At 33.5% G+C, this 20,835-nt stretch carries 18 protein-coding genes; 14 read left to right on the top strand and 4 right to left on the bottom strand.

Going from position 1 to position 20,835, the window contains the following annotated elements:
• Positions 1-88: 88 nt before the first annotated feature.
• Genes BA1379B_RS01100 through glyS form a run of 3 tightly spaced genes read left to right on the top strand, consistent with a single transcriptional unit; the run spans position 89 to position 4,982 of the window.
• Positions 89-1,765, top strand: coding sequence for a tetratricopeptide repeat protein (locus tag BA1379B_RS01100; RefSeq protein WP_078692302.1), 1,677 nt, complete (start codon positions 89-91; stop codon positions 1,763-1,765).
• A gap of 44 nt (positions 1,766-1,809) precedes the next feature.
• Positions 1,810-2,754: a glycine--tRNA ligase subunit alpha gene (locus tag BA1379B_RS01095; RefSeq protein WP_078673605.1), complete on the top strand. Its 945-nt coding sequence runs from the start codon at positions 1,810-1,812 to the stop codon at positions 2,752-2,754.
• Positions 2,754-4,982, top strand: a complete 2,229-nt coding sequence (gene glyS / locus BA1379B_RS01090; RefSeq protein WP_078692301.1) for a glycine--tRNA ligase subunit beta — start codon at positions 2,754-2,756, stop codon at positions 4,980-4,982. The genes BA1379B_RS01095 and glyS overlap by 1 nt, the downstream gene beginning before the upstream one ends.
• Before the next feature lie 232 nt (positions 4,983-5,214).
• Here the strand turns inward: glyS and BA1379B_RS01085 are convergent, their stop codons facing one another.
• Positions 5,215-6,084 (bottom strand): methyltransferase domain-containing protein, encoded by an 870-nt coding sequence (locus BA1379B_RS01085; RefSeq protein ID WP_078692300.1) that lies wholly within the window; start codon positions 6,082-6,084, stop codon positions 5,215-5,217.
• 234 nt (positions 6,085-6,318) lie between these two features.
• Here BA1379B_RS01085 and BA1379B_RS01080 point away from each other — a divergent pair, with 234 nt between their 5' ends.
• Positions 6,319-7,062 (top strand): ComF family protein, encoded by a 744-nt coding sequence (locus BA1379B_RS01080; protein WP_235692190.1) that lies wholly within the window; start codon positions 6,319-6,321, stop codon positions 7,060-7,062.
• Positions 7,063-7,105: 43 nt separating this feature from the next.
• Positions 7,106-7,363, top strand: a complete 258-nt coding sequence (gene grxC / locus BA1379B_RS01075) for a glutaredoxin 3 (RefSeq protein ID WP_035006247.1) — start codon at positions 7,106-7,108, stop codon at positions 7,361-7,363.
• Between the two features lie 21 nt (positions 7,364-7,384).
• Here the strand turns inward: grxC and ubiG are convergent, their stop codons facing one another.
• A complete protein-coding gene (gene ubiG, locus BA1379B_RS01070) occupies positions 7,385-8,128 on the bottom strand; it encodes a bifunctional 2-polyprenyl-6-hydroxyphenol methylase/3-demethylubiquinol 3-O-methyltransferase UbiG (RefSeq protein ID WP_035006249.1) in 744 nt (247 codons plus the stop codon).
• A gap of 184 nt (positions 8,129-8,312) precedes the next feature.
• On the opposite strand from ubiG, the gene BA1379B_RS01065 reads away from it, so the two are divergent.
• The gene (locus BA1379B_RS01065) at positions 8,313-9,566 is read left to right on the top strand and encodes an aspartate kinase (RefSeq protein ID WP_078673600.1); all 1,254 of its coding nucleotides are present in this window, start codon (positions 8,313-8,315) and stop codon (positions 9,564-9,566) included.
• Between the two features lie 731 nt (positions 9,567-10,297).
• Here BA1379B_RS01065 and nhaA read toward each other — a convergent pair.
• Positions 10,298-11,647 carry a Na+/H+ antiporter NhaA gene (nhaA, locus tag BA1379B_RS01060; RefSeq protein ID WP_078673599.1) on the bottom strand — a complete coding sequence of 450 codons (1,350 nt, stop codon included), beginning with the start codon at positions 11,645-11,647 and terminating at the stop codon, positions 10,298-10,300.
• Between the two features lie 150 nt (positions 11,648-11,797).
• Positions 11,798-13,504, bottom strand: a complete 1,707-nt coding sequence (locus BA1379B_RS01055; protein WP_078674139.1) for a hypothetical protein — start codon at positions 13,502-13,504, stop codon at positions 11,798-11,800.
• A 360-nt stretch (positions 13,505-13,864) separates the two neighbouring features.
• On the opposite strand from BA1379B_RS01055, the gene BA1379B_RS01050 reads away from it, so the two are divergent.
• The 8 genes from BA1379B_RS01050 to BA1379B_RS01020 all read left to right on the top strand — a co-directional run bounded on the left by BA1379B_RS01050 (position 13,865) and on the right by BA1379B_RS01020 (position 20,830).
• A complete protein-coding gene (locus tag BA1379B_RS01050; RefSeq protein WP_078673597.1) occupies positions 13,865-15,637 on the top strand; it encodes an SLC13 family permease in 1,773 nt (590 codons plus the stop codon).
• Between the two features lie 559 nt (positions 15,638-16,196).
• Entirely contained in the window at positions 16,197-16,868 is a 672-nt protein-coding gene (locus BA1379B_RS01045; RefSeq protein WP_078673596.1) for a DUF2659 family protein, read from the top strand.
• A 4-nt stretch (positions 16,869-16,872) separates the two neighbouring features.
• The gene (gene der, locus BA1379B_RS01040; RefSeq protein WP_078673595.1) at positions 16,873-18,306 is read left to right on the top strand and encodes a ribosome biogenesis GTPase Der; all 1,434 of its coding nucleotides are present in this window, start codon (positions 16,873-16,875) and stop codon (positions 18,304-18,306) included.
• A gap of 278 nt (positions 18,307-18,584) precedes the next feature.
• Positions 18,585-18,788 (top strand): hypothetical protein, encoded by a 204-nt coding sequence (locus tag BA1379B_RS07110; RefSeq protein ID WP_335617749.1) that lies wholly within the window; start codon positions 18,585-18,587, stop codon positions 18,786-18,788.
• The gene (locus tag BA1379B_RS07105) at positions 18,772-19,011 is read left to right on the top strand and encodes an AtpZ/AtpI family protein (protein WP_335617748.1); all 240 of its coding nucleotides are present in this window, start codon (positions 18,772-18,774) and stop codon (positions 19,009-19,011) included. Before BA1379B_RS07110 ends, BA1379B_RS07105 begins: the two co-directional genes overlap by 17 nt.
• 2 nt (positions 19,012-19,013) lie before the next feature.
• Positions 19,014-19,772 carry a F0F1 ATP synthase subunit A gene (locus BA1379B_RS01030; protein WP_035006259.1) on the top strand — a complete coding sequence of 253 codons (759 nt, stop codon included), beginning with the start codon at positions 19,014-19,016 and terminating at the stop codon, positions 19,770-19,772.
• 54 nt (positions 19,773-19,826) lie between these two features.
• Entirely contained in the window at positions 19,827-20,057 is a 231-nt protein-coding gene (locus tag BA1379B_RS01025) for a F0F1 ATP synthase subunit C (RefSeq protein ID WP_006589457.1), read from the top strand.
• Between the two features lie 227 nt (positions 20,058-20,284).
• A complete protein-coding gene (locus tag BA1379B_RS01020; protein WP_035006708.1) occupies positions 20,285-20,830 on the top strand; it encodes a F0F1 ATP synthase subunit B in 546 nt (181 codons plus the stop codon).
• Positions 20,831-20,835 lie beyond the last annotated feature (5 nt).

Raw genomic sequence — 20,835 nt, 5'->3', positions numbered from 1 at the left:
AATCACAATATAATATTTTTAGTAAAACACTCAGAAATACTTTAGAAACTATAGAAATAATTGATTATCTTTAAGAAGGATTAACTTTATGCGCAGGGCAATAGTATCGCGTTTTTTTACTCTCATAGGAATCATACTGATACCACTGCCCACTTACAGTGCAGTTGAAAAAACTCTTAATCCAAGTTCATTTACAGGTTCCTATCTAGCAGGACGAATTGCGAATTATGAAAACAAGATGAATCTTGCTATCCACTATTTTAAACAAGCGCTCACTTATGAACCTAATAATCTTGAGACACAAAAAGAAATTTTTCAGGCAATGCTAAATGTAGGAGCATTCACAGAAGCTGTTCAACAAGCAAAAAAATTGAAAGAAAAAGGTATTATTACGCCACTCATTTCCTTAACATTATCAATAGAAAATCTTATCAAAAAAAATTATAAAGAAGCTCAACTGCTTCTACAAACTCAAAAATTTCCTCCTGATAATAATCCAATATTTGAGCTGACCAATGCTTGGGCTGAATTCGGATCAGGTAATCATATTAAAGCAATCGCTAAACTTGAAAAACACTCAAAGCCCTCTTGGTATACTCTTTATCATCTTGCTCTTATGAATGATTTAGCAAAAAATCCAAAAGACGCAAAAAAATACTTTATTCAAGCATTCAACAATCAACAAGGAGCTATTACAGCTCCTTATACCTATGAACGTATTATTATAGCCTATGCCTCATTCCAATTACGTCAGAATATGCGCAGCGATGCTATAAAAACTCTCCTACATGGAGAAAAGATATTATCAGGGCACAAAACACTCGAAAATATCCGTAAAAAAGTTGAAAAAGGAGCTAATATAGAAAATCCTATTATAACACCTCAACAAGGAATTGGTGAAGTATTATATAATTTTGGAACAACTCTTAACAAAAAAGGCTCAGAAAGAATCGCACGTATTTTTCAGCAATTCTCGTTAGCTCTGTATCCTAAAAATGAAGCAGCCCTGTTTCAATTAGCAAAAATTTCTACAAAATTAGATGATTTTAATCAAGCCATTAAAATTTATCGTTCTTTACCACTTAGCTCCCCTTATTATAGAGATGGACAATTCCAACTTGCGTTGACTCTTGCTGAAAATGGTGCTTACGATGAAGCTATTAAATTATTAACGTTATTAGAGAAAAAATTTCCTAATGACCATCATATTTTTATCGCTCTAGCTGCTATTTATATGCAGATAAATAATTTTCCTAAAGCGATCAAAATCATAGATCACGCTATCGCGCAAATAACAGACCTTCAACAAGATAATTGGAGACTTTTTTATCAACGTGGTATTGCATTTAATTATTTAAACCAATGGTCAAAAGCTGAAACTGATTTTCGCAAAGCACTTACACTTGTTCCTGATCAACCGCAAGTACTCAATTATTTAGCTTACTCCCTTATCAATCGTGATCAAAAACTTGAAGAATCATTAAATATGCTTAAAAAAGCTGTTATGTTACAATCTCAAAATAGTTATATCCTCGATTCTTTAGGATGGGCCTATTACAAACTGAAACAATATCCCCAAGCTGTTACAACATTAGAAACCGCCGTTAAATTGCAACCTAGTGATCCAATACTTAATGACCATTTGGGTGATGCTTATTGGCAAGTTGGACGTAAACGTGAGGCAATATTTCAATGGAACCATGCAATTGATGGAAAAACAAACAATCCGGAAAAAATTAAAGAAAAAATAAAGTTTGGTCTATAAAAGATCTTGAATTATCGGTTAAACATTAAAATGGTATTCAAAGAGTGAATCTACCCTCAAACTTAAATCCCAAGCGTTCTTTTCAAGGACTTATTCTAAGTCTGCAAAATTACTGGGCTCAACATGGATGTGCAATTTTGCAACCTTACGATATGGAAGTAGGAGCTGGAACATTTCATCCAGCGACAACACTACGTTCATTAGGCCCACGTCCTTGGAAAGCAGCTTATGTCCAACCTACCCGACGTCCAACAGATGGCCGATATGGTACAAATCCTAATCGTCTGCAACATTATTACCAATTTCAAGTGCTTCTCAAACCCTCTCCTCCCAATTTACAAGAGCTTTACATTGGCTCTCTACAAGCTATTGGCCTTGACACAAAACTTCATGACATACGTTTTGTTGAAGACGATTGGGAAAGTCCAACACTTGGTGCTTGGGGGCTTGGATGGGAATGCTGGTGCGATGGAATGGAAGTTTCTCAATTCACTTATTTTCAACAAGTATGTGGCATTGAATGTGCTCCAGTCTCAGGAGAAATCACTTATGGGCTTGAGCGATTAGCAATGTATATTCAAGATGTCAGTAATGTTTACAATCTTAACTTTAATGGCTTAGATGGTGCAGATCGAATAAGTTATGGTGATATTTTTTTACAGGCCGAACAAGAATATTCACATTATAATTTTGAATTTGCTAATATTGATCTTTTGCAACAACATTTTATTGACGCAGAACGTGAATGTATCGCACTTCTTGATGCTGGAAAACCTAATAAAGAAAATAACTTCCACTTATGCGTCTTTCCAGCTTATGATCAATGTATTAAAGCAAGCCATATTTTTAATCTCTTACAGGCACGTGGTGTTATTTCCGTCACTGAACGACAAAATTATATTCTTCGTGTTCGTGATCTTGCACGCCGCTGCGGTGAAGCCTTTTTATTAACAGAAGCTGGTAATATAACCACAAATGGAGATGTATAATGCCTGATCTCCTGCTTGAGCTTTTTAGTGAAGAAATCCCTGCTCAAATGCAACACAAAGCTGCTTCTGATCTTAAAAAATGTGTCACAGATAAACTTATTAATGCAGGCTTAACTTATAAAGCAGCCTGTGAATATTGGACTCCTCGTCGATTAACATTAAATATACGTGGTCTTTCTAAAAGCTCGCCAGATGTTCATGAAGAACGTAAAGGACCTAATGTACAATCACCACAACAAGTTATTGATGCTTTTTTACGTGCTACAGGTCTAAATGATATTTCCAAAGTGCACATTGCACATGATGATAAAAAAGGTAACTTTTATATCGCTAAAACAACTAAAAAAGGTCGTTTAGCCGAAGAAATTATTGCAGATATTTTACCTGATATTATTTATAATTTTCCATGGCCAAAATCGATGCGTTGGGGACAAGAGTCAGCAAAAAATGGCTCCTTAAGATGGATACGCTCTTTACAAAACATTCTGTGTGTTTTGGGATCAGCAATAGGTGAAACAAAAATTATTCCATTTACAGTTGGTTCCCTCAAAAGTAATAATTTAACCTATGGTCATCGTTTCTTAAGTAATGGAAAACCTATCCAAGTACGCCGTTTTGATGACTATGTCTCACAACTTGAAAACCATAAAGTTATTTTAGATGCAGAGAGACGAAAAGACATTATTCTAGCAGATATTCAAAATCTTTGCTTTGCAAATGGCTTGGAACTAGTTGAAGATAAGGCTCTTTTAGAAGAAGTTTCAGGACTCGTTGAATGGCCTGTTGTCCTCATGGGCACTTTTGACAAAACTTTTCTCAGTATTCCTCCAGAAATTATTCGCTTGACTATTCAAACGCATCAAAAATGCTTTGTAACACGCAAACGAGGTGAAAAGAGCAAACTCTCTAACTATTTCATTCTCGTTGCTAATATCCTCGCCAGTGACAAAGGAATAGAAATTTCTAAGGGAAATAGTAAGGTTGTACATGCTCGTCTTTCTGATGCGCTCTATTTTTGGGAAACAGATCAGTGTAATTTACCTAACACTATACATTTAGAATCTTCAGCTAAAAAGCTTGATCTTGACTTAAATAAACCTCTTGATCAGCGAGTAGCACACCTTGACTATTTAAATGTTACTTTCCATGCTAAATTAGGAACACAAGGCGCAAGAATAGAAAGAATTGCTGCTTTAACACAAATAATTGCACCCTTAGTACAAGCAGATTCTATATTAGCTAAACGTGCAGCAGTATTAGCAAAAGCTGATTTACAAACGGAAATTATTGGTGAATTCCCTGAACTACAAGGATTGATAGGACGAAAATACGCATTACTTCAAGGAGAAAATCCTCTTGTAGCTGAAGCTATTGAAGACCATTATAAGCCTTTAGGACCTAAAGATCGTATTCCAACTGAATCTATTGCGGTAACAGTCGCATTAGCGGATAAAATTGATACACTCATTGGTTTTTGGTTCATTAATGAAAAAGCAACAAGCTCAAAAGACCCCTACGCATTAAGACGAGCAGCGTTAGGAGTTATCAAACTTATGCTTTCAAATGATTTGAAAATAAGACTTATACCGCTTTTCTATCAGGCAATGAATTTTTTATTACAACAAAGAGTTAAGTATGCAACATCTGAAACAGAAAGCGCACACCTTCAAAACATGCCTGTAGAAAAAAAAGAAAATATTGTACTCGACTTGTTAGCATTCTTTCATGAACGACTAAAAGGTTATCTCAAAGATGAAGGGGCACGTCATGATATTATTGAGGCCGTTTTAACAAAAGACGCCGATGATATTTTATTAATTACACGTCGAGTTGAAGCACTCACTTTCTTTATCAACTCCAACGATGGAGACAGCCTTTTAATTGCAATAAAACGTGCCATTAATATTCTTGAAAACGAAACCAAAAAAGGAACGACAATAATAAACAAAATTAAACCTGAGCTTTTTATTGAAACAGAAGAAAAACAGCTTTATCAAGCAATGCTTGAAACAGAAAAAAAGATTGCTAATCATATTCATATAACAGAATTATCATCTGCACTGAACAGTTTAGCACTCCTCAAAAAGCCTATTAACGCATTCTTTGAAAAAGTATTTGTAAATGATGATAATATCAATATTCGAGCTAATCGTCTTGCTCTTCTTGACCGTATTCGGATAGTTACACAAAATGTTGGAGATTTCTCGAAATTACAGTCTAAAATATAATGCACTTCTCGATGAAAAAATCATGATGCATCTCTTTTATTTTTAGTGCTTTTTGCACTAAATATCTTAAATGAAAAGCTATAATATAATTGCTCAAACAATTTTATTCTCTCATCAATTTCTTTAATGATATGCGAATAAATAGTTTTTCTTGTCTTAAAATAAGCAAATATTCTTTTTTCAACTTTAATTTAACATAATACATGATGGACTATTTTTATACATTAGCATGTTATTTTTTAAAAAAGTCTACAAGAGATATTTGAGCTGATCCTGGAGGTATAGGCTTTTGTTGTTTTTGGTCAGGAGCCCAACCAGAAAGCCAAAGAAAAGAGAAACTCGCACGAATACGACCATCGGAGTCACTGAATTTTTTTGCATAAATTTCGTTAGCGAGAAAGAAAAATCGCTTAGATACAAAACGTCGAGAACGACTAATAAGTGCATTTTGCATTCCCATAGCTCTAAGATCAGACATAAGATCAAACATCGTATTGTAGCGTATAATGACATCTTCAACATCTACTACGGGCATAGCAAAACCTGCACGCTGTAAGAGAGATCCTGCATCACGAATATCTGCAAAAGGATAAATTCTTGGACTAACACCACCGTAAATTTCATTTTCAGCTTGTAGCAAACTTTCACGCAACTCATTTAACGTACCAGCTCCAGCCATAACAGCGAGAAATAGACCATCTGGCTTAAGGATATTTTTTATTTGGCTGAGAACTCCTGGAGTATCATTGGTTAACTGCAGAGAAAGAAGTGAAACAATAAGATCACAATAATGTTGAGGAAAATCAAGAAATTCTCGATGACGCAAATGAAATGGATTGTCGTAATTTTGGTAAAGCATATTGGTTTCAACACGTTCTATAGAACCAATTTTACCCAATTTTTTTAAAATTGTTACCGCAAGACCTGTATGACCATGTAAATCTAAAGCTAATGAAAAATTACGATTCACAGCATCTAGACGTTTGTAGAGATCATCAACCACATAAGAAAGTAAAAAATCATGTCCTTTTTTTGCTCTTTTGAAAGCACGTTGACGAAATTGTTCCATACAATTGTAATCAAAAATCAAAGGATGAGACATATTTTATAGCACGATTAATTTATGGCATGATAAGATTTAAAATAGGATTATTTCATACATACTATATCAATTGCATAATACAAAAAGAAAAAAAAAGATTTTATAAAAGAGAAGAATAGTTAAAAATTAAATTTTATTCTTCTAAAATATGAAATAAATTCTGCACATTATTATAGTAATTTGATAGCTTATTTACAGTGTTTTAAAGACATTTTTTTGATTAATGGTGATATATTGAATAAATTAATCAAGCGCCTAATAAAAATTTTGTATCCACCAACTTGTCATGGATGTGCAAAAATTGTTTCCGCTTATGGAACTATTTGTTCTGATTGCTGGAAAGATCTTCAGTTCATCACAAAACCTTATTGTCCTGTTATGGGAACTCCTTTTGCATATGATATGGGAGAAGGATTTCTTAGCGGTGAAGCTATTCAGAATCCTCCTCCCTTTTCGTCTTTACGCTCAGCTGTTGTTCATAAAGGTTTAGCACGAGTTTTAACAACACGATTGAAATATGGTGACCGTTTGGAATTAGCACCTTTTATGGCAAACTGGATGATATTTGCTGGACATGAAATTATAAATGATTGTGATTTTATTATTCCTATCCCTTTACATTTTCGTCGTTTTTTCGTGAGACGTTATAACCAATCTGCTGAGCTTGCTCGTTACATTGCAGAAAAAAAGAAAAAACCTTTTAAACCTGGCTGGCTTGTGCGTTATCGTTACACACGCCCACAAGTTGGTTTATCCGCCAAAGAACGCAAAATGAATGTGCAGAATGCTTTTAAAGTACCTAATGAAGTTAAAAAGTATTTGGAGGGACGCTCTATTTTGCTTATTGATGATGTTTTGACAACAGGTGTGACAGTTACTACAGCAACTAAAACATTAAAACATGCAGGTGCACGACAGGTTAATGTATTAACATTTTCGCGTGTCTTAAAAAATAATTTTTCTTTGCCTTATTTTTGAAAATCTATTTAAAGTATATCTATATAGAAATTTGGAGAGTATCATGAGAGAAATTACACTTTATACACGTCCTAACTGCCCTTATTGCATAAAAGCACGGGCTTTGCTTGATCAAAAAGGAGTAAAATACACTGATATTGATGCATCAACTTCTCTTCGTCAACAAATGGTGCAACGAGCCAATGGCCGTAATACATTTCCGCAAATTTTTATAGGAGACTATCATGTTGGGGGGTGTGATGACCTTTATGCTTTAGATACTGAAGGCAAGCTTGATTCTCTTCTGAAAGATGCTCAATAATTATTTTCTGTGATGTGTTTATTAAAACCGTTTTGCAAGAAGTATATAATTAACATCCATATCACATGAGCGATTCCAGCTATCAGTTAATGGATTATAAGTAATCCCGATTTCATCAATAATAGATAAGGAATTTTTGCACAATATTTTTTTAAGCTCATGAGGTTTTAAAAATTTTTTATAGTCATGTGTCCCCTTTGGAAGCCATTTTAAAATATATTCAGCAGCTACAATAGCAAGCCCCCATGCTTTCCATGTGCGATTTAGTGTTGCAATAAACATGAGTCCTTGTGGTTTAAGCATCTTAGCCGTAGCCTCTATAAAAAAATCAACATTCACAACATGTTCAACAACCTCCATATTAAGAATTACGTCAAATTGTTCACCTTCATTTGCAAGAGCTTCTGCAGTAGTAGTGCGATAATTAATGGAAAGACCACTTTGAATAGCGTGGATTTTTGCGACTTCAATATTTGTTTGCGCAGCATCAGCTCCTATAACAGTAGCTCCAAGACGTGCCATTGGCTCGCATAACAAACCACCTCCACAACCGATATCAAGAATTTTCAAACCTTCAAAAGGCGTAAGCGAAACAGGATTACGATTAAATGCCAAACAGATTTTTTCTTTTATATAAGCAAGGCGTGTTGGATTGAAATTGTGAAGTGATCGAAATTTTCCCTGTGGATCCCACCACTCAGCAGCAATACGCGAAAAATGATCAATTTCATTCTGATCAATCGTTGTAGGCGTTTCGTTTATCATATAGCTCTCCTTTTACTTGATTTATCAAGTCATGTGAATTTTTTCTAAAGTCAAGCATAAATTTACATAAACATATCAGACTTGTGAAAATGATAGATATTGGTTATGTCAAAATGGAAACTTAATATAGCATAAAGCTTTACTCCCATTGGTACCTAAAATAAAAATCGTAAGAGTGTCATAAATAATGCGTATTGTCATGAAATTTGGTGGAACATCTGTTGCAAACATTGAATGTATTCATAATGTTGCACAACATGTTAAAAGGGAAGTAGATGCAGGTAATGAGGTTGCAGTGGTGGTATCAGCAATGGCTGGTACAACCAATAAACTTGTGCAATGGACGCGTGATGCTGCACCATTGAATGATGCTTATGAATATGATGTCGTTGTTTCTTCTGGTGAACAGATAACAGCTGGTTTATTGGCTATTACACTTCAGTCAATGGGAATAAACGCGCGTTCATGGCTTGGTTGGCAAATTCCTATTCATACTGATAATACTCATGGTAGCGCACGAATTACAAATATTGATGGATCTTCTTTGATACAGCATTTTCAGGAAGGTAAAGTAGCAGTAATAGCCGGTTTTCAGGGTTTAGCTCCAGATAATCGGATTTCTACATTAGGGCGTGGCGGATCAGATACAAGTGCCGTTGCGATGGCAGCCGCGTTAAAAGCTGATCGTTGTGATATTTATACGGACGTAGATGGTGTCTATACAACCGATCCCCGTATTGAACCTAAAGCACGTCGTTTACCCAAAATAGCCTTTGAAGAAATGCTTGAAATGGCTTCTCTTGGAGCAAAAGTTTTGCAGGTCCGTTCTGTTGAACTAGCTATGGTTCATAAAGTTCGGATTTTTGTGCGCTCAAGTTTTGAGGATCCTCATGCTCTTAGCATGGACAATCCAATTACCCCCCTTGGAACACTTATTTGTAGTGAGGATGAAATTGTGGAACAACAAACTGTTACTGGTATTGCCTTTGCCAAAGATGAGGCACAAATTTCGTTACGCCGACTTGCAGATCGTCCAGGTATCTCTGCAGCAATTTTCTGTCCTTTAGCTGAAGAGCATATTAATGTTGATATGATTGTACAAAATATTTCTGAAGATGGTTCAAAAACTGATATGACTTTTACAGTACCATCCGCAGATGTAGAAAGAGCGGTTAGACTTCTCGAAAAAAATCGTAAAAAAATTGGATTTGATGTTATCCAATCTGAAAGTAATCTTGCAAAAATTTCTATTATTGGGATTGGAATGCGTAGCCACGCAGGTGTTGCTGCTACAGCATTTAAGGCTTTAGCGGAAAAAGGTATTAATATTCAAGCAATCACTACTTCAGAGATTAAGATCTCTATTCTGATTGATAGCGCTTACACTGAACTTGCGGTTAGAACATTACATGGTGTTTATAACCTTGATAAAGAATAGGCATTTTTTCTCTTTAAAATCTCCAGAATTAGGTATGTATTCTCTGCTTAATATACGTATTATTCTCTTCTTAATACCCCATAGATATCCTGTAAAATATCTTCATATATACAAAATATCAAAAATGGTTGTGCTAAACTTAAATTTGAAAACTTTACTCTCTATTCTTAAATAATATGCACTATCTAAATTGAAATACAATTTTAATCATAACATCAGCTTTGTTTTTACTAGCTTGCTTAAATATAAGGTAACGCATTAGTCCTTTTATATTTGCATAGCTAAACTTAATATTATTACACCTCAAATAAAAATTTTCTTTCAATAAGAAATAAAAAAATTATAAGAAAAATAATAATAATAATAATACAATAGCTTTTAACTCTGAAAAAAAACAGAAAACTACTATATCTTTACCCTTCTACATTATAAAATATATACTTCTGAAGATGAATCTTAAAATATAATTTCAGCGTATTGTTCGCAAAATAAAGAAAAACGCAGCTATTGAATTTTATTCTTATTATGTCTTACATACTTGGGATTTTTTAAGTTTATACAGCTTGTAAGTTTAATTGTTACCCTATGCAGTGGAATTGTGCTCTCACTTATGAGAGTTAACTATTATATTTTTTAGGATTATGAGAAAATTATATATCAGTTAAATACAGCACCCCCCTCTTAAAGGATCTGGTTAAAATTGTATCATTATTTTCTTTAATTAAAATCTATCATATATTTTTTTTATGTTTTTTGATATAAAAGAAGCCATATCCAAGACCGAGAAAAGCAGATAAACCAGACCCACAAAGTACACCAATTTTTGCAGAATCAAGCTGCACAATATCTTTAAAAGCAAGCATTGAAACAAAGATAGACATCGTAAAACCAATACCCGCTAAAAATCCAATCAATAAAATTCCTTCCCACGTCATGTGAGGCGGAAGACGGCAAAGGCCTGATTTTACAGCAAGATAACTAGCAGTTATAATACCCAGCGGTTTACCAACAAGTAAGCCAATAATAATACCGAAAACAATAAAGAATGATTTATCAGAAGAAAGATCAAAATTTGCAAAGCTAACGCCAGCATTTGCAAAAGCAAAAATTGGCATTATACCGTATGCTACCCATGGATGTAGGGCTTTTTGAACACGAATGACGGGCGCAATCATATCACGTTGTCCTTTGCGTACTTTTTTTAATGTCATTGAGACGTAGTGTAGATCTTTAACATCATTTTTTTCTTGAAGAGATTTTACCGCATTACTGAGCATTGTGAGCGGAGCTACGAAATGACGAGTAGGAAAAACCGGAGTCATCATACCTAAAATTACACCAGAAAGTGATGGATGAACCCCTGTTACCATTAAACCGCACCAAATAATTGCACCTGGTACAATATAAAGCCATGCTGATGCAAATCCGATCCACTGAAAAAATAAAACTAATACAATACCTGCTGATGCAATGGCTAGACCACTAGGATCAAGGTTGGTTGAATAAAAAAATGCAATGATTAAAACAGCAATTATATCATCAATAATAGCTAATGATAAAAGAATAATATGAAGATTGGGAGGTATAGCTTTTCCAAGAAGAGCAAGAATCCCTAAAGCAAAAGCAATATCAGTAGCTGTTGGGACAGCCCAACCATAAGTGTGTCCACCATTTAAATTGAAGCTAAGATAAATAACCGCAGGAAAACAAACACCTCCTATTGCTGCAACAATTGGCAAAATTGCTTGTTTGAAATTTGCAAGAGCTCCTTCGTGAATTTCTCGCCGAATTTCCATTCCTGCTACAAGAAAAAATACAGTCATAAGCACATCATTGACCCAGAAATGTAGATCCCATGAAAGATTAAAATGACCAAAATTAAAACCAAGGGATGTATGCCAAAATGCTTCATAAAGAGCAATATATTTAGAATTGGCAAAAATAAGAGCTGCAGTCGCCGCAACTAACAGAACAATCCCGCTAAGAGCTTCTATATGGAGAAAACTTTCAATAGCAAAAAGCGCTCTCTTAGTTACAATAGAAGCACGATTAGGTAAGCGATTGGATGATAAATTAGGCATAAAACAACTCCAAATATCAACAATTTTGCTAATATATATTTTTGTTTATAGATTGCTTTCGTAATATTTTTGATAATATCATATAAAGATGAAAAGAGAAACGATAGCTTTTTAATTTACACCTCAATGATTTGAAATTAATTACATGTTTTAAAAAGATGCTTTATTTTTTACAGTTAAATTCATTTTATTTAAAATATTTGATAAATCATTTTGTAAAATATTTTTAAGATCAACAGCTGTAAAACCTTTATTATCCTTCGCCCTCATTTTAATTGTTAATGTTTGTGGATTTTTAGCAAAGTCCCCAAAAGATTTTGAAATATTTTCATATTCATCATGATCTTTTAATAACATTTTCAAACTTTCGGTTACTATTAAATAAAAATAATCATAAAGCTCTTCTTTAAGATTATGCTCATTATCACTATCGTTGAGATTCTGTGCAAGATAAGAGAAAAATTTATCAATGAATCCAGCATCTTTATAATGCAAATCAATTTCAGGTATACTAAGATCTTGGGTAGAAAAAATCATTGCGTCTTTTTGACCTGAGAAAAATGCTTTATCAATATTTATTATTTTTGCTGATATATTTCCAGACCCTATATCTTTTATATTAAAAGACATTGCATCTAGGAAAAGTGTACGCTTTTCTTCGTTATATGAAGCATCAATTTTTCCTGATAGATTTAAAGATTCAAAATTTATTTTTTTAAGAAAATCTAAATCATTTTTTTCCATTCTTTTAGATACCATTGAAAGACCATTCAGAGACACTAAAAGTTTTTGAGGTATAGATTGCTGCCATTGACTTGGTCTTAATTCAAATGACTCAAGTTGTGTTTTAAGCTGTGGCATATCAATTGCTGCTTTATTAATGATCAAATTAATAGAAGTTATCGCTGAAAGACTATTTAAGAGAGCAGAATTCCGCACTGCTTTTACACCTTCCTGATTATTTTCCTTTCTTGCATTAAGATAGGTTTTAATAAGTTGCTCAGGTGAGTGAGCCATTGGTTTCATTTTCAGACAAGATGTTTTAAACTTGCCAAGAGAAAAAGAGATATTTTTGTCTTTTTCCTGAAAGAGATCGACTATCATATTATCCAAGACAATAGATCCAATAACAGTCTTGCTTTTCTTCGTTTTACTTGTACCAAAAATGATAGAGTGCGCATAACCAACATTGATATTATAGGCTTTCATTGCATCACTTTTAATGATTAAACCTATTTGCCGAGTATCATTTTCAGCTGTTGATGCAAGATTTATGTTTGTTATTATATTGTCGATACCAATAGAACGAATTTGTCCATTTTTAAAATCAGAAATTTGAAAGTTCTTTATGCTTATTTCTTCAGTTGATTTATTACCATTGTTTATGAAAAAAAACAGATCTGGTGCAAAAATTGATGCAACATTAAGACGCATAAGCGGTTGCAAGATACGAGATTTAATTGTGATGTCTTTTTCCTTTAAAGACACATTACTAATAAACATTTTTGGTATTTTTAAATGAATATTATCATATTTTAAATCAATATTATAAAGTGTGAAACTCCCTGGAATGAAGGTAATCGGTGGACGAGCTGAAATAGCACCAATTTTAAGTGATATGCCTGTAGGAGTTGGTAAAATAATATTGGTTAAGTTAACTTTTCCTATAATACTAACCTCCGATGTTTCAGCATAGATAGAATGACGAACCATTTGTTTTTTTATAAAGCTATCTAGATAGGGTTTTGTTATATAAAATCCCCCAACAAATATGAGAACTAAAATAAAGATAAATCCAATGACATACATCGACCAGTTCTTGTGGTCATTTTGATATTGACTATTAAAATTGGCCATTCTTTTTTCTTTCAGTTTTATCATTCATAACTAAATACAGATAACTTACCTTACAATTCAGAGAAGCTATAGCATCCATTAAACAACAGTCGATTTTTATCACTTTATCCATGTAGAGTTATTATTTCATTTCTTTCAATAAACTTTTATTAACTATCACTAAATTTTCTTTAGTTTAATTTTTGCAAAAACTATGACAATTAACAAGAAAATATATGCAAATATTATCTTTTGATCATTTTTAATCATCCATTTAATTAATTACAATCATGTTTGGTTTGATCTTGTTTCTAATGATAGGAACAGTTAAAAACGATATGTGTATTTGTAATAATGCTAAAACAGGAAAAGATAAATGTCATGACAGAAGATCAAATAATGGCTTTTTCTCTCATTTGTCTCATGATGATTGTTTTCATTTGGGATCGATTTCGTTATGATCTTGTTGCTGTTTGTACATTATTGATTGCTTGCACGGTAGGTCTTATCAGTCCAAAAGAAGCGTTTAGTGGTTTTAGTAATGATATTGTCATTATTGTCGGTAGTGTATTTGTAGTTAGTGCAGCTGTATCACGCTCTGGTGTGATGGAATTAATTATTCAACATATATGGCCTGATGTGAAATCGATACGGCTTCAGCTTGCTTTTTTAGTTCTCTCTGTCATGCTTTTATCAACATTTGTTAAAAATATTGGTGCTTTGGCTATCATGCTACCAATAGCTTTTCAGTTTGCTCGTCGTTCTCAGGTTACACCATCAGTATTTTTAATGCCAATGGCATTTGGCTCTTTATTGGGTGGTCTTATGACGCAAATAGGCACATCTCCTAATATCGTTATTTCAGCTATGCAAGAACGTTTGACAGGAGTTCCTTTTACTATGTTTGATTTCATGCCAGTTGGCATAGTAGTTGCTATTTCTGGAGTATTGTATTTGGTGTTTTTTTCCTGGCGGCTGCCTATCCGTACACATCCAAATGTATCATTTGATGATGCTATTGATATTCGTAACTATGTTTCAGAAGTACATATTCCAGCTTATTCTCCAATTATTGGCAAAACCATTATTGATCTTGTTAAACCATCAAATGGTGAAGTTATGGTTCTACAAATTATTAGAAATAAATGCTTTATTTCTCCCTTACCGGATTTTGTTTTTTCTGAAGGAGACATTGTGTTATTGGAGGGATCACATAAAGGTTTAGATATTGTCATTAATTCTTCCCGTTTGGAGTTTTTTAATGGCTGCACTGTACCTACAAATGATAAAGACAGTGAAATTGATATTATTGAAGCAGTTATCTCACATGACTCACCTCTTATCGGCATTAGTGCTAAAAATTTTTCACTTTTTGAGCGTTATGATGTGAACATTCTTGCATTAAGCCGTCAACATGAAAGGATTCGAGGAAGGCTTAATGACATTGTTTTCCGTCTTGGAGATGTAATTGTTTTACAAGGGCAAGATATAGTTATTCCAAATTTGTTACGGGAATTAAAATGCCTACCATTAGCAAAGCGTAATATTATGTTTGGTAATTTACGACATAGTCTTGCAGCTTTGTCTATTTTATTTATAGCAATTGCTTTAACCGCTTTTCAGATTATTCCAGTTGCATTATCTTTCTTTGCAGCAGCCGTCGCAATGGTTGTTTTTCGTGTCCTTCCGATACGAAATTTATATCAAACTCTAGATGGTCAAATATTGATATTATTGGCTGCTCTCATTCCAGTAAGTGAAACATTAGAAAAAACAGGATGTACAAATTTAATCGGTCATTGGTTAAGTCAATTAGCTGTATTTTTACCACCATCTGGAGCATTGGCGCTTATTTTAATTACAGCAATGTTGGTGACACCATTTTTGAATAATGCAGCTACAGTAATGGTAATAGCGCCAATTGCATCAAGCTTTGCGCATTCTCTCCATTATAAACCTGAAGCTTTCCTAATGGCTGTCGCAATAGGTGCTGGATGTGATTTTCTCACACCTATTGGACATCAATGTAATATGTTGGTAATGGGGCCAGGGGGTTACCGTTTTAGTGATTATCCACGTTTTGGTATCCCATTAGCTATATTAATAGCAGTCGTCTCTGTTCCCATGTTAATGTGGGTGTGGCCACTACAATAAAATACTTTTTAGATAATAGATGTATTAGATAATAGATGTAGGCCGTAGAAAAAACCGCTTAGATAAAAAAAGCGAGATGGGATAATATTATTGAAATTGTATAAACTTATATAAACTGAATATTCAGAATATGATTATTTTCATCTAAATGCTATATTTAAGTATTTATTCTCTATAAAATTATTCGTATAAAATTTTTACAAACAATAAAAACTATCGATAATAAGATTAACTTACGCCGTACCTGTGTATTCAGTCATTATCATGACAGATTTATTGCAAAAAATAATAAAGAATTAAATAATCTGCAATGTATTTGAATGAGTCATTGAAAATAGCTTTTCATGCTTTTATAAAGGTCAAGCACATCAACACCGTAATATCAATCGACAAATTTTACAGAAATTTTAAGTAGTATATAATTAAAAAATTCAATTGATAAAAACAGACACTCATTCTAATTTTGTCAATCCAAATTATAGAATTCTTTGTTGATTAAGATTACTAATTTTATACATTTTATGTAAAAACGCAGAATATTTTTTTCAAGGCAAACTATATGACACATGATAATTTTATTTATGAAGTTAATGAAGAACTCCGTCAAGAAAAATTCTATAATTTTTGGAAACGTTATGGTTTTTTGATTATTGGTGCAGTTATTATTTTTGTTTTGACGATCATTGTCTATCAAATTTATCAGCAGCAGCAGATAAATAAAGCCAATAATGTTGGTGATATATTTATAACAAGCCTTGATTTAGCTGATGCACATCATTTCGATGAAGCAATTAAAAAATTAGAAAGTGTTAAACAATCTAATTTTGGTGGATATCCTTTTCTTGCAGGTTTACTTGAAGCCTCTTTGTGGACGCAACGAGGTGATAATGCTAAATCAGTAAAAATGTTTGATATGATCGCAGCAGATGAAAAAGCACCACAGATTTTACGGGAAGTTGCAAAAATTCGAGCAGCTTATATTTTAATTGATATAGGAACATTTGACGATGTAATGCAACGTGTTAAAGAAATGGCCAATGATATTGATCCTATGCGCATGTCTGCAAGAGAAGCCTTAGGCTTAGCTGCTTATAAAGCGAATAAAATGGAAAAGGCAGTTTATTATTTCAAAAAAATTGTTGAAGAGAACGCTCTAGGATTTAAAATAACAGATCGAGCGAAAATTATGCTTGAGCTTATTCAAGCAAGTGGAAAGGTAAATAAGGAATAAATTGATGAGCCTTACCATTGCTATAGTTGGTCGACCTAATGTTGGGAAATCAACACTATTTAATCGTTTGGTTGGACAAAAGTTGGCTCTCGTTGATGATCAACCAGGCGTAACCCGTGATCGACGTATCCACTCAGCTAAGCTTCAGGATCTACATTTTGATGTTATTGATACAGCAGGGTTAGAAGAAGCAGATAACCATACACTTGAAGGACGTATGCGTGCTCAGACAAAAATTGCCATTGATGAAGCAGATCTTATTTTATTTGTTCTTGATGCTAAAAGCGGAATAACACCAAGTGATCTGGACTTTTCTTCACTCATTCGTAAATCAGGAAAACCAATCGTACTTGTTTCCAACAAATCTGAGTCAAAAACAGCAATAGCAGGAGAATATGAAGCATGGTCATTAGGATTGGGTGAACCTTGCCCAATATCAGCTGAACATGGTCATGGTCTTTCTGACCTTCGTGATGCTATTGTAGCGGCTATTGGTGCAGATAAAGTTTTTAATCTGAGGCAAGAAAAAGAAAAAACTTATACTACTGCACAGATTTCATCTATTAGCGATAATATTGATAACACAGTAGAAGAAGATCCTGTTTACGATGAAAAAAAAACCATACGGATAGCAGTTGTTGGTCGTCCAAATACAGGGAAATCAACACTTATTAATAGCATGTTGAAACAAGATCGCTTACTGACAGGGCCTGAAGCTGGTATTACTCGCGATTCTATTTCTGTAGATTGGGAATGGAATAATCGTCGCATTAAACTTTTTGATACTGCAGGTTTGCGTCGAAAATCAAAAGTTCAAGAAAAATTAGAAAGACTTTCTGTTGTGGATTCCTTACGTGCAATCCGTTTCGCGGAAGTTGTTGTAATTGTTTTTGATGCAACGACATCTTTTGAAAAACAAGATTTACAAATTTCTGATCTTGTGATTCGTGAAGGACGTGTTCCTATCATTGCTTTTAACAAATGGGATCTTATTGAAAATCGTCATGAAGCATTAAATACTTTATATGAAAAATGTACTCGCCTTCTTCCTCAAGTGCGTGGCTTAAGAGCCGTTCCTTTATCAGGTCTATATGGTCAAGGAATTAATAAATTGATGGAAAATATTACGAGGATGCACCGTGTATGGAACCGTCGTATTTCTACAGGAAAACTGAACCGCTGGCTTGAAACGATGATTATTAATTATCCACCACCCGCCGTTTCTGGACGTCGACTTAAGGTTAAATACATAACACAAGTTAAGACACGGCCTCCTGGATTTGTTATTTCTTGTTCAAAATCAGAAGAAATGCCTCAATCATATTTGCGTTATCTTTCTAATGGACTGCGAGACAAATTTGATATGCAAGGTGTACCAATTCGTCTATCTTTGCGAACATCCGATAATCCTTTTGCAAAACAAGCAAAAAAGAAGTGATTTTCTTTTACATATTGTTTAATTTTATAAAATTAAAAATCGATATTCGATCACTTATTATCAAAAATAAGTGTTTGTGAATCTGTTGAAATTTAAGATATGATATTTGTTTTATTTGATTTTCTACCTAATAAAATAAATTTTAGATGTTTTTATTTATATACAAAAATCTTTGTGGTAGAGCTCTTTTGAGGACTTGACGAATAAATCTGACAGCAATATGCTAAATAAAGTCTAATATAGTGTATTTTAACCTTTTTTTGATTAAGGAGCCAATTATGGCGAAGGGCGATGAACCCGATATGCCACAAAAGGATGTTGAGAGACGCAAACACAAACGAGTCTCTTCTCTTTATTCAGAAGATTTAGAATGTCGTAGTCGGAATTTAGAGTTAGCTTTAATCAGTAAAAAAATATTAACGAAAGAGCAGTCTAAAGTCGGAGGACAAGAGCAACAAAAAAAAAATGGCATATGCTGTTAAGTTGTCAAGTGAATTTCTGGCAAATATTATCGTAGGAGCTGTTTTAGGATTTGGGTTTGATAAATTAGTAGGTTCGTTACCATGGGGATTAGTATTTTTTCTTTTTCTTGGATTCGTTGCTGGTATACTAAGTGTTCTTCGGTCTGTAAAATATATTGCTCCCAGTCGATTAGAACAACGTAGGACTTTGCAACAAAGTAAAGAAGATAATAAAGAGGTTTAAAAGTGACATCGCACGCTCCGGATCCTATACATCAATTCGAGGTTTCACGATTGATTAATATTTCCATTGGAAACATGGATTTGTCATTTACAAATGTATCATTTTTTATCGTTTTGACAGTTATTCTCTCTTCATTATTTCTTTTCATTTCATCATCAAGTCGACGATTAGTTCCAACACGAATGCAATCTGTTTCCGAAATGCTTTATGAATTTGTGGCATCAACTTTGCGAGAATCATCTGGTACACAGGGAATGCAATTTTTTCCTTTAGTTTTTTCGTTATTCGTTTTTGTTCTTATTGCTAATTTTATTGGTTTATTCCCTTATTTTTATACAATTACTTCTCAGATTGTAATTACTTTTTCGTTAGCAATGTTGGTAATTTTAACGGTAATTGGGTACGGTTTTTATAAACATGGGTTAAATTTCTTAAAACTCTTTGTTCCTAGTGGTGTTCCTGTGATCGTACTGCCTTTAGTTACAATGATTGAGATTATCTCTTTTTTATCTCGTCCTATTAGTCTTTCATTTCGTCTGTTTGCTAATATGCTTGCAGGTCATATTACACTTAAAGTGTTTTCTGGCTTCATTGTTTCAATGGTTGGGGTTGGAATCATAGGTTTGGGCGGTGCAATTTTATCACTTGCTATGACTGTAGCAATTACGGCTCTTGAATTTTTGGTTGCTTTTCTTCAAGCTTATGTTTTTACAGTTCTAACTTGTATGTATATTAATGATGCAGTCCATCCAGGACATTAATAAAACCGACGGATTTCCGTCAAATTATGCAATTTCGTTTTAAAGGAGAATGATATGGAATTAGTACTTGCAGCAAAATATATTGGAGCTGGTCTTGCTTGCTTTGGTATGGCTGGAACCGCATTAGGTCTTGGAAATATTTTTGGAAGCTACCTTTCTGGTGCTTTACGAAATCCATCAGCAGCAGATAGTCAATTTGGTCGTTTAGTATTTGGTTTTGCTGTTACAGAAGCTTTAGGTATTTTTTCATTGCTTATTGCTCTTTTACTGCTTTTCGCCGTCTAATTACCTTCAAAAAAGCATGTCTGTTTTATAAATTATTTGAGAACAGGTACAATTTTTAGTTCTTAAATAAAAAGAAAGTTACTGCTTATCAGAAACTTTGATTTAATAGAGACAGAGTGATTATTTCGAAGGAAAATAAAATGTTAATTGCCAGCAATGATGTAGAAGATACTAAAATGCTAGATCATTTTGATGATGGGACAGAATTTGATCATGATAATACTGAAATGCCAGAGTGTCATGATGGTAAGGGAGAGCTTAATAGTATTACGGAGCATGCGAGTCGTACCTTTCCACCTTTCGATTTTGTGTATTTTGGTTCGCATTTTCTTTGGTTAGCTATTTCTTTTGGATTTTTTTATCTCTTCATTTCTCGTGTAATCGTACCACGTATCGGTAGTGTTATTGAAACACGTAGAGATCGAATTGTTTCCGATTTAGATCAGGCAATGCGGATGAAACAAGAAGCGGATACTGTAATTGAAATTTGCGAAAAGAAATTAGCAGAAGCTCGTTTAGAAGCAAAAACTATAATACAGGTAGCAAATAATGAAATTAAATTAAAAGCTGAGCTCCAGCGAGAAAAAATCGAAGCAGCTTTGGAGAAAGAATTAGAAGATGCTGAAAATAAAATAAAAAAGATTCAAAACAAAGCAATGCAAAATGTTAATTTAATCGCAGAAGAAATTGCTTTTGAAATCATTAAGAAGTTAATTGATGTTGATATTAGTAAGAAATCTATTAGTTCAGCTATTAAAGCTGTAAGTCATTAAGGATT

The sequence above is a fragment of the Bartonella sp. A1379B genome (assembly GCF_002022485.1).
GTDB classification, from domain to species: Bacteria; Pseudomonadota; Alphaproteobacteria; order Rhizobiales; family Rhizobiaceae; genus Bartonella; species Bartonella rochalimae.
Note: the sequence above shows the minus strand (reverse complement) of the source record. Positions and strands in the feature narration are given on the sequence as shown.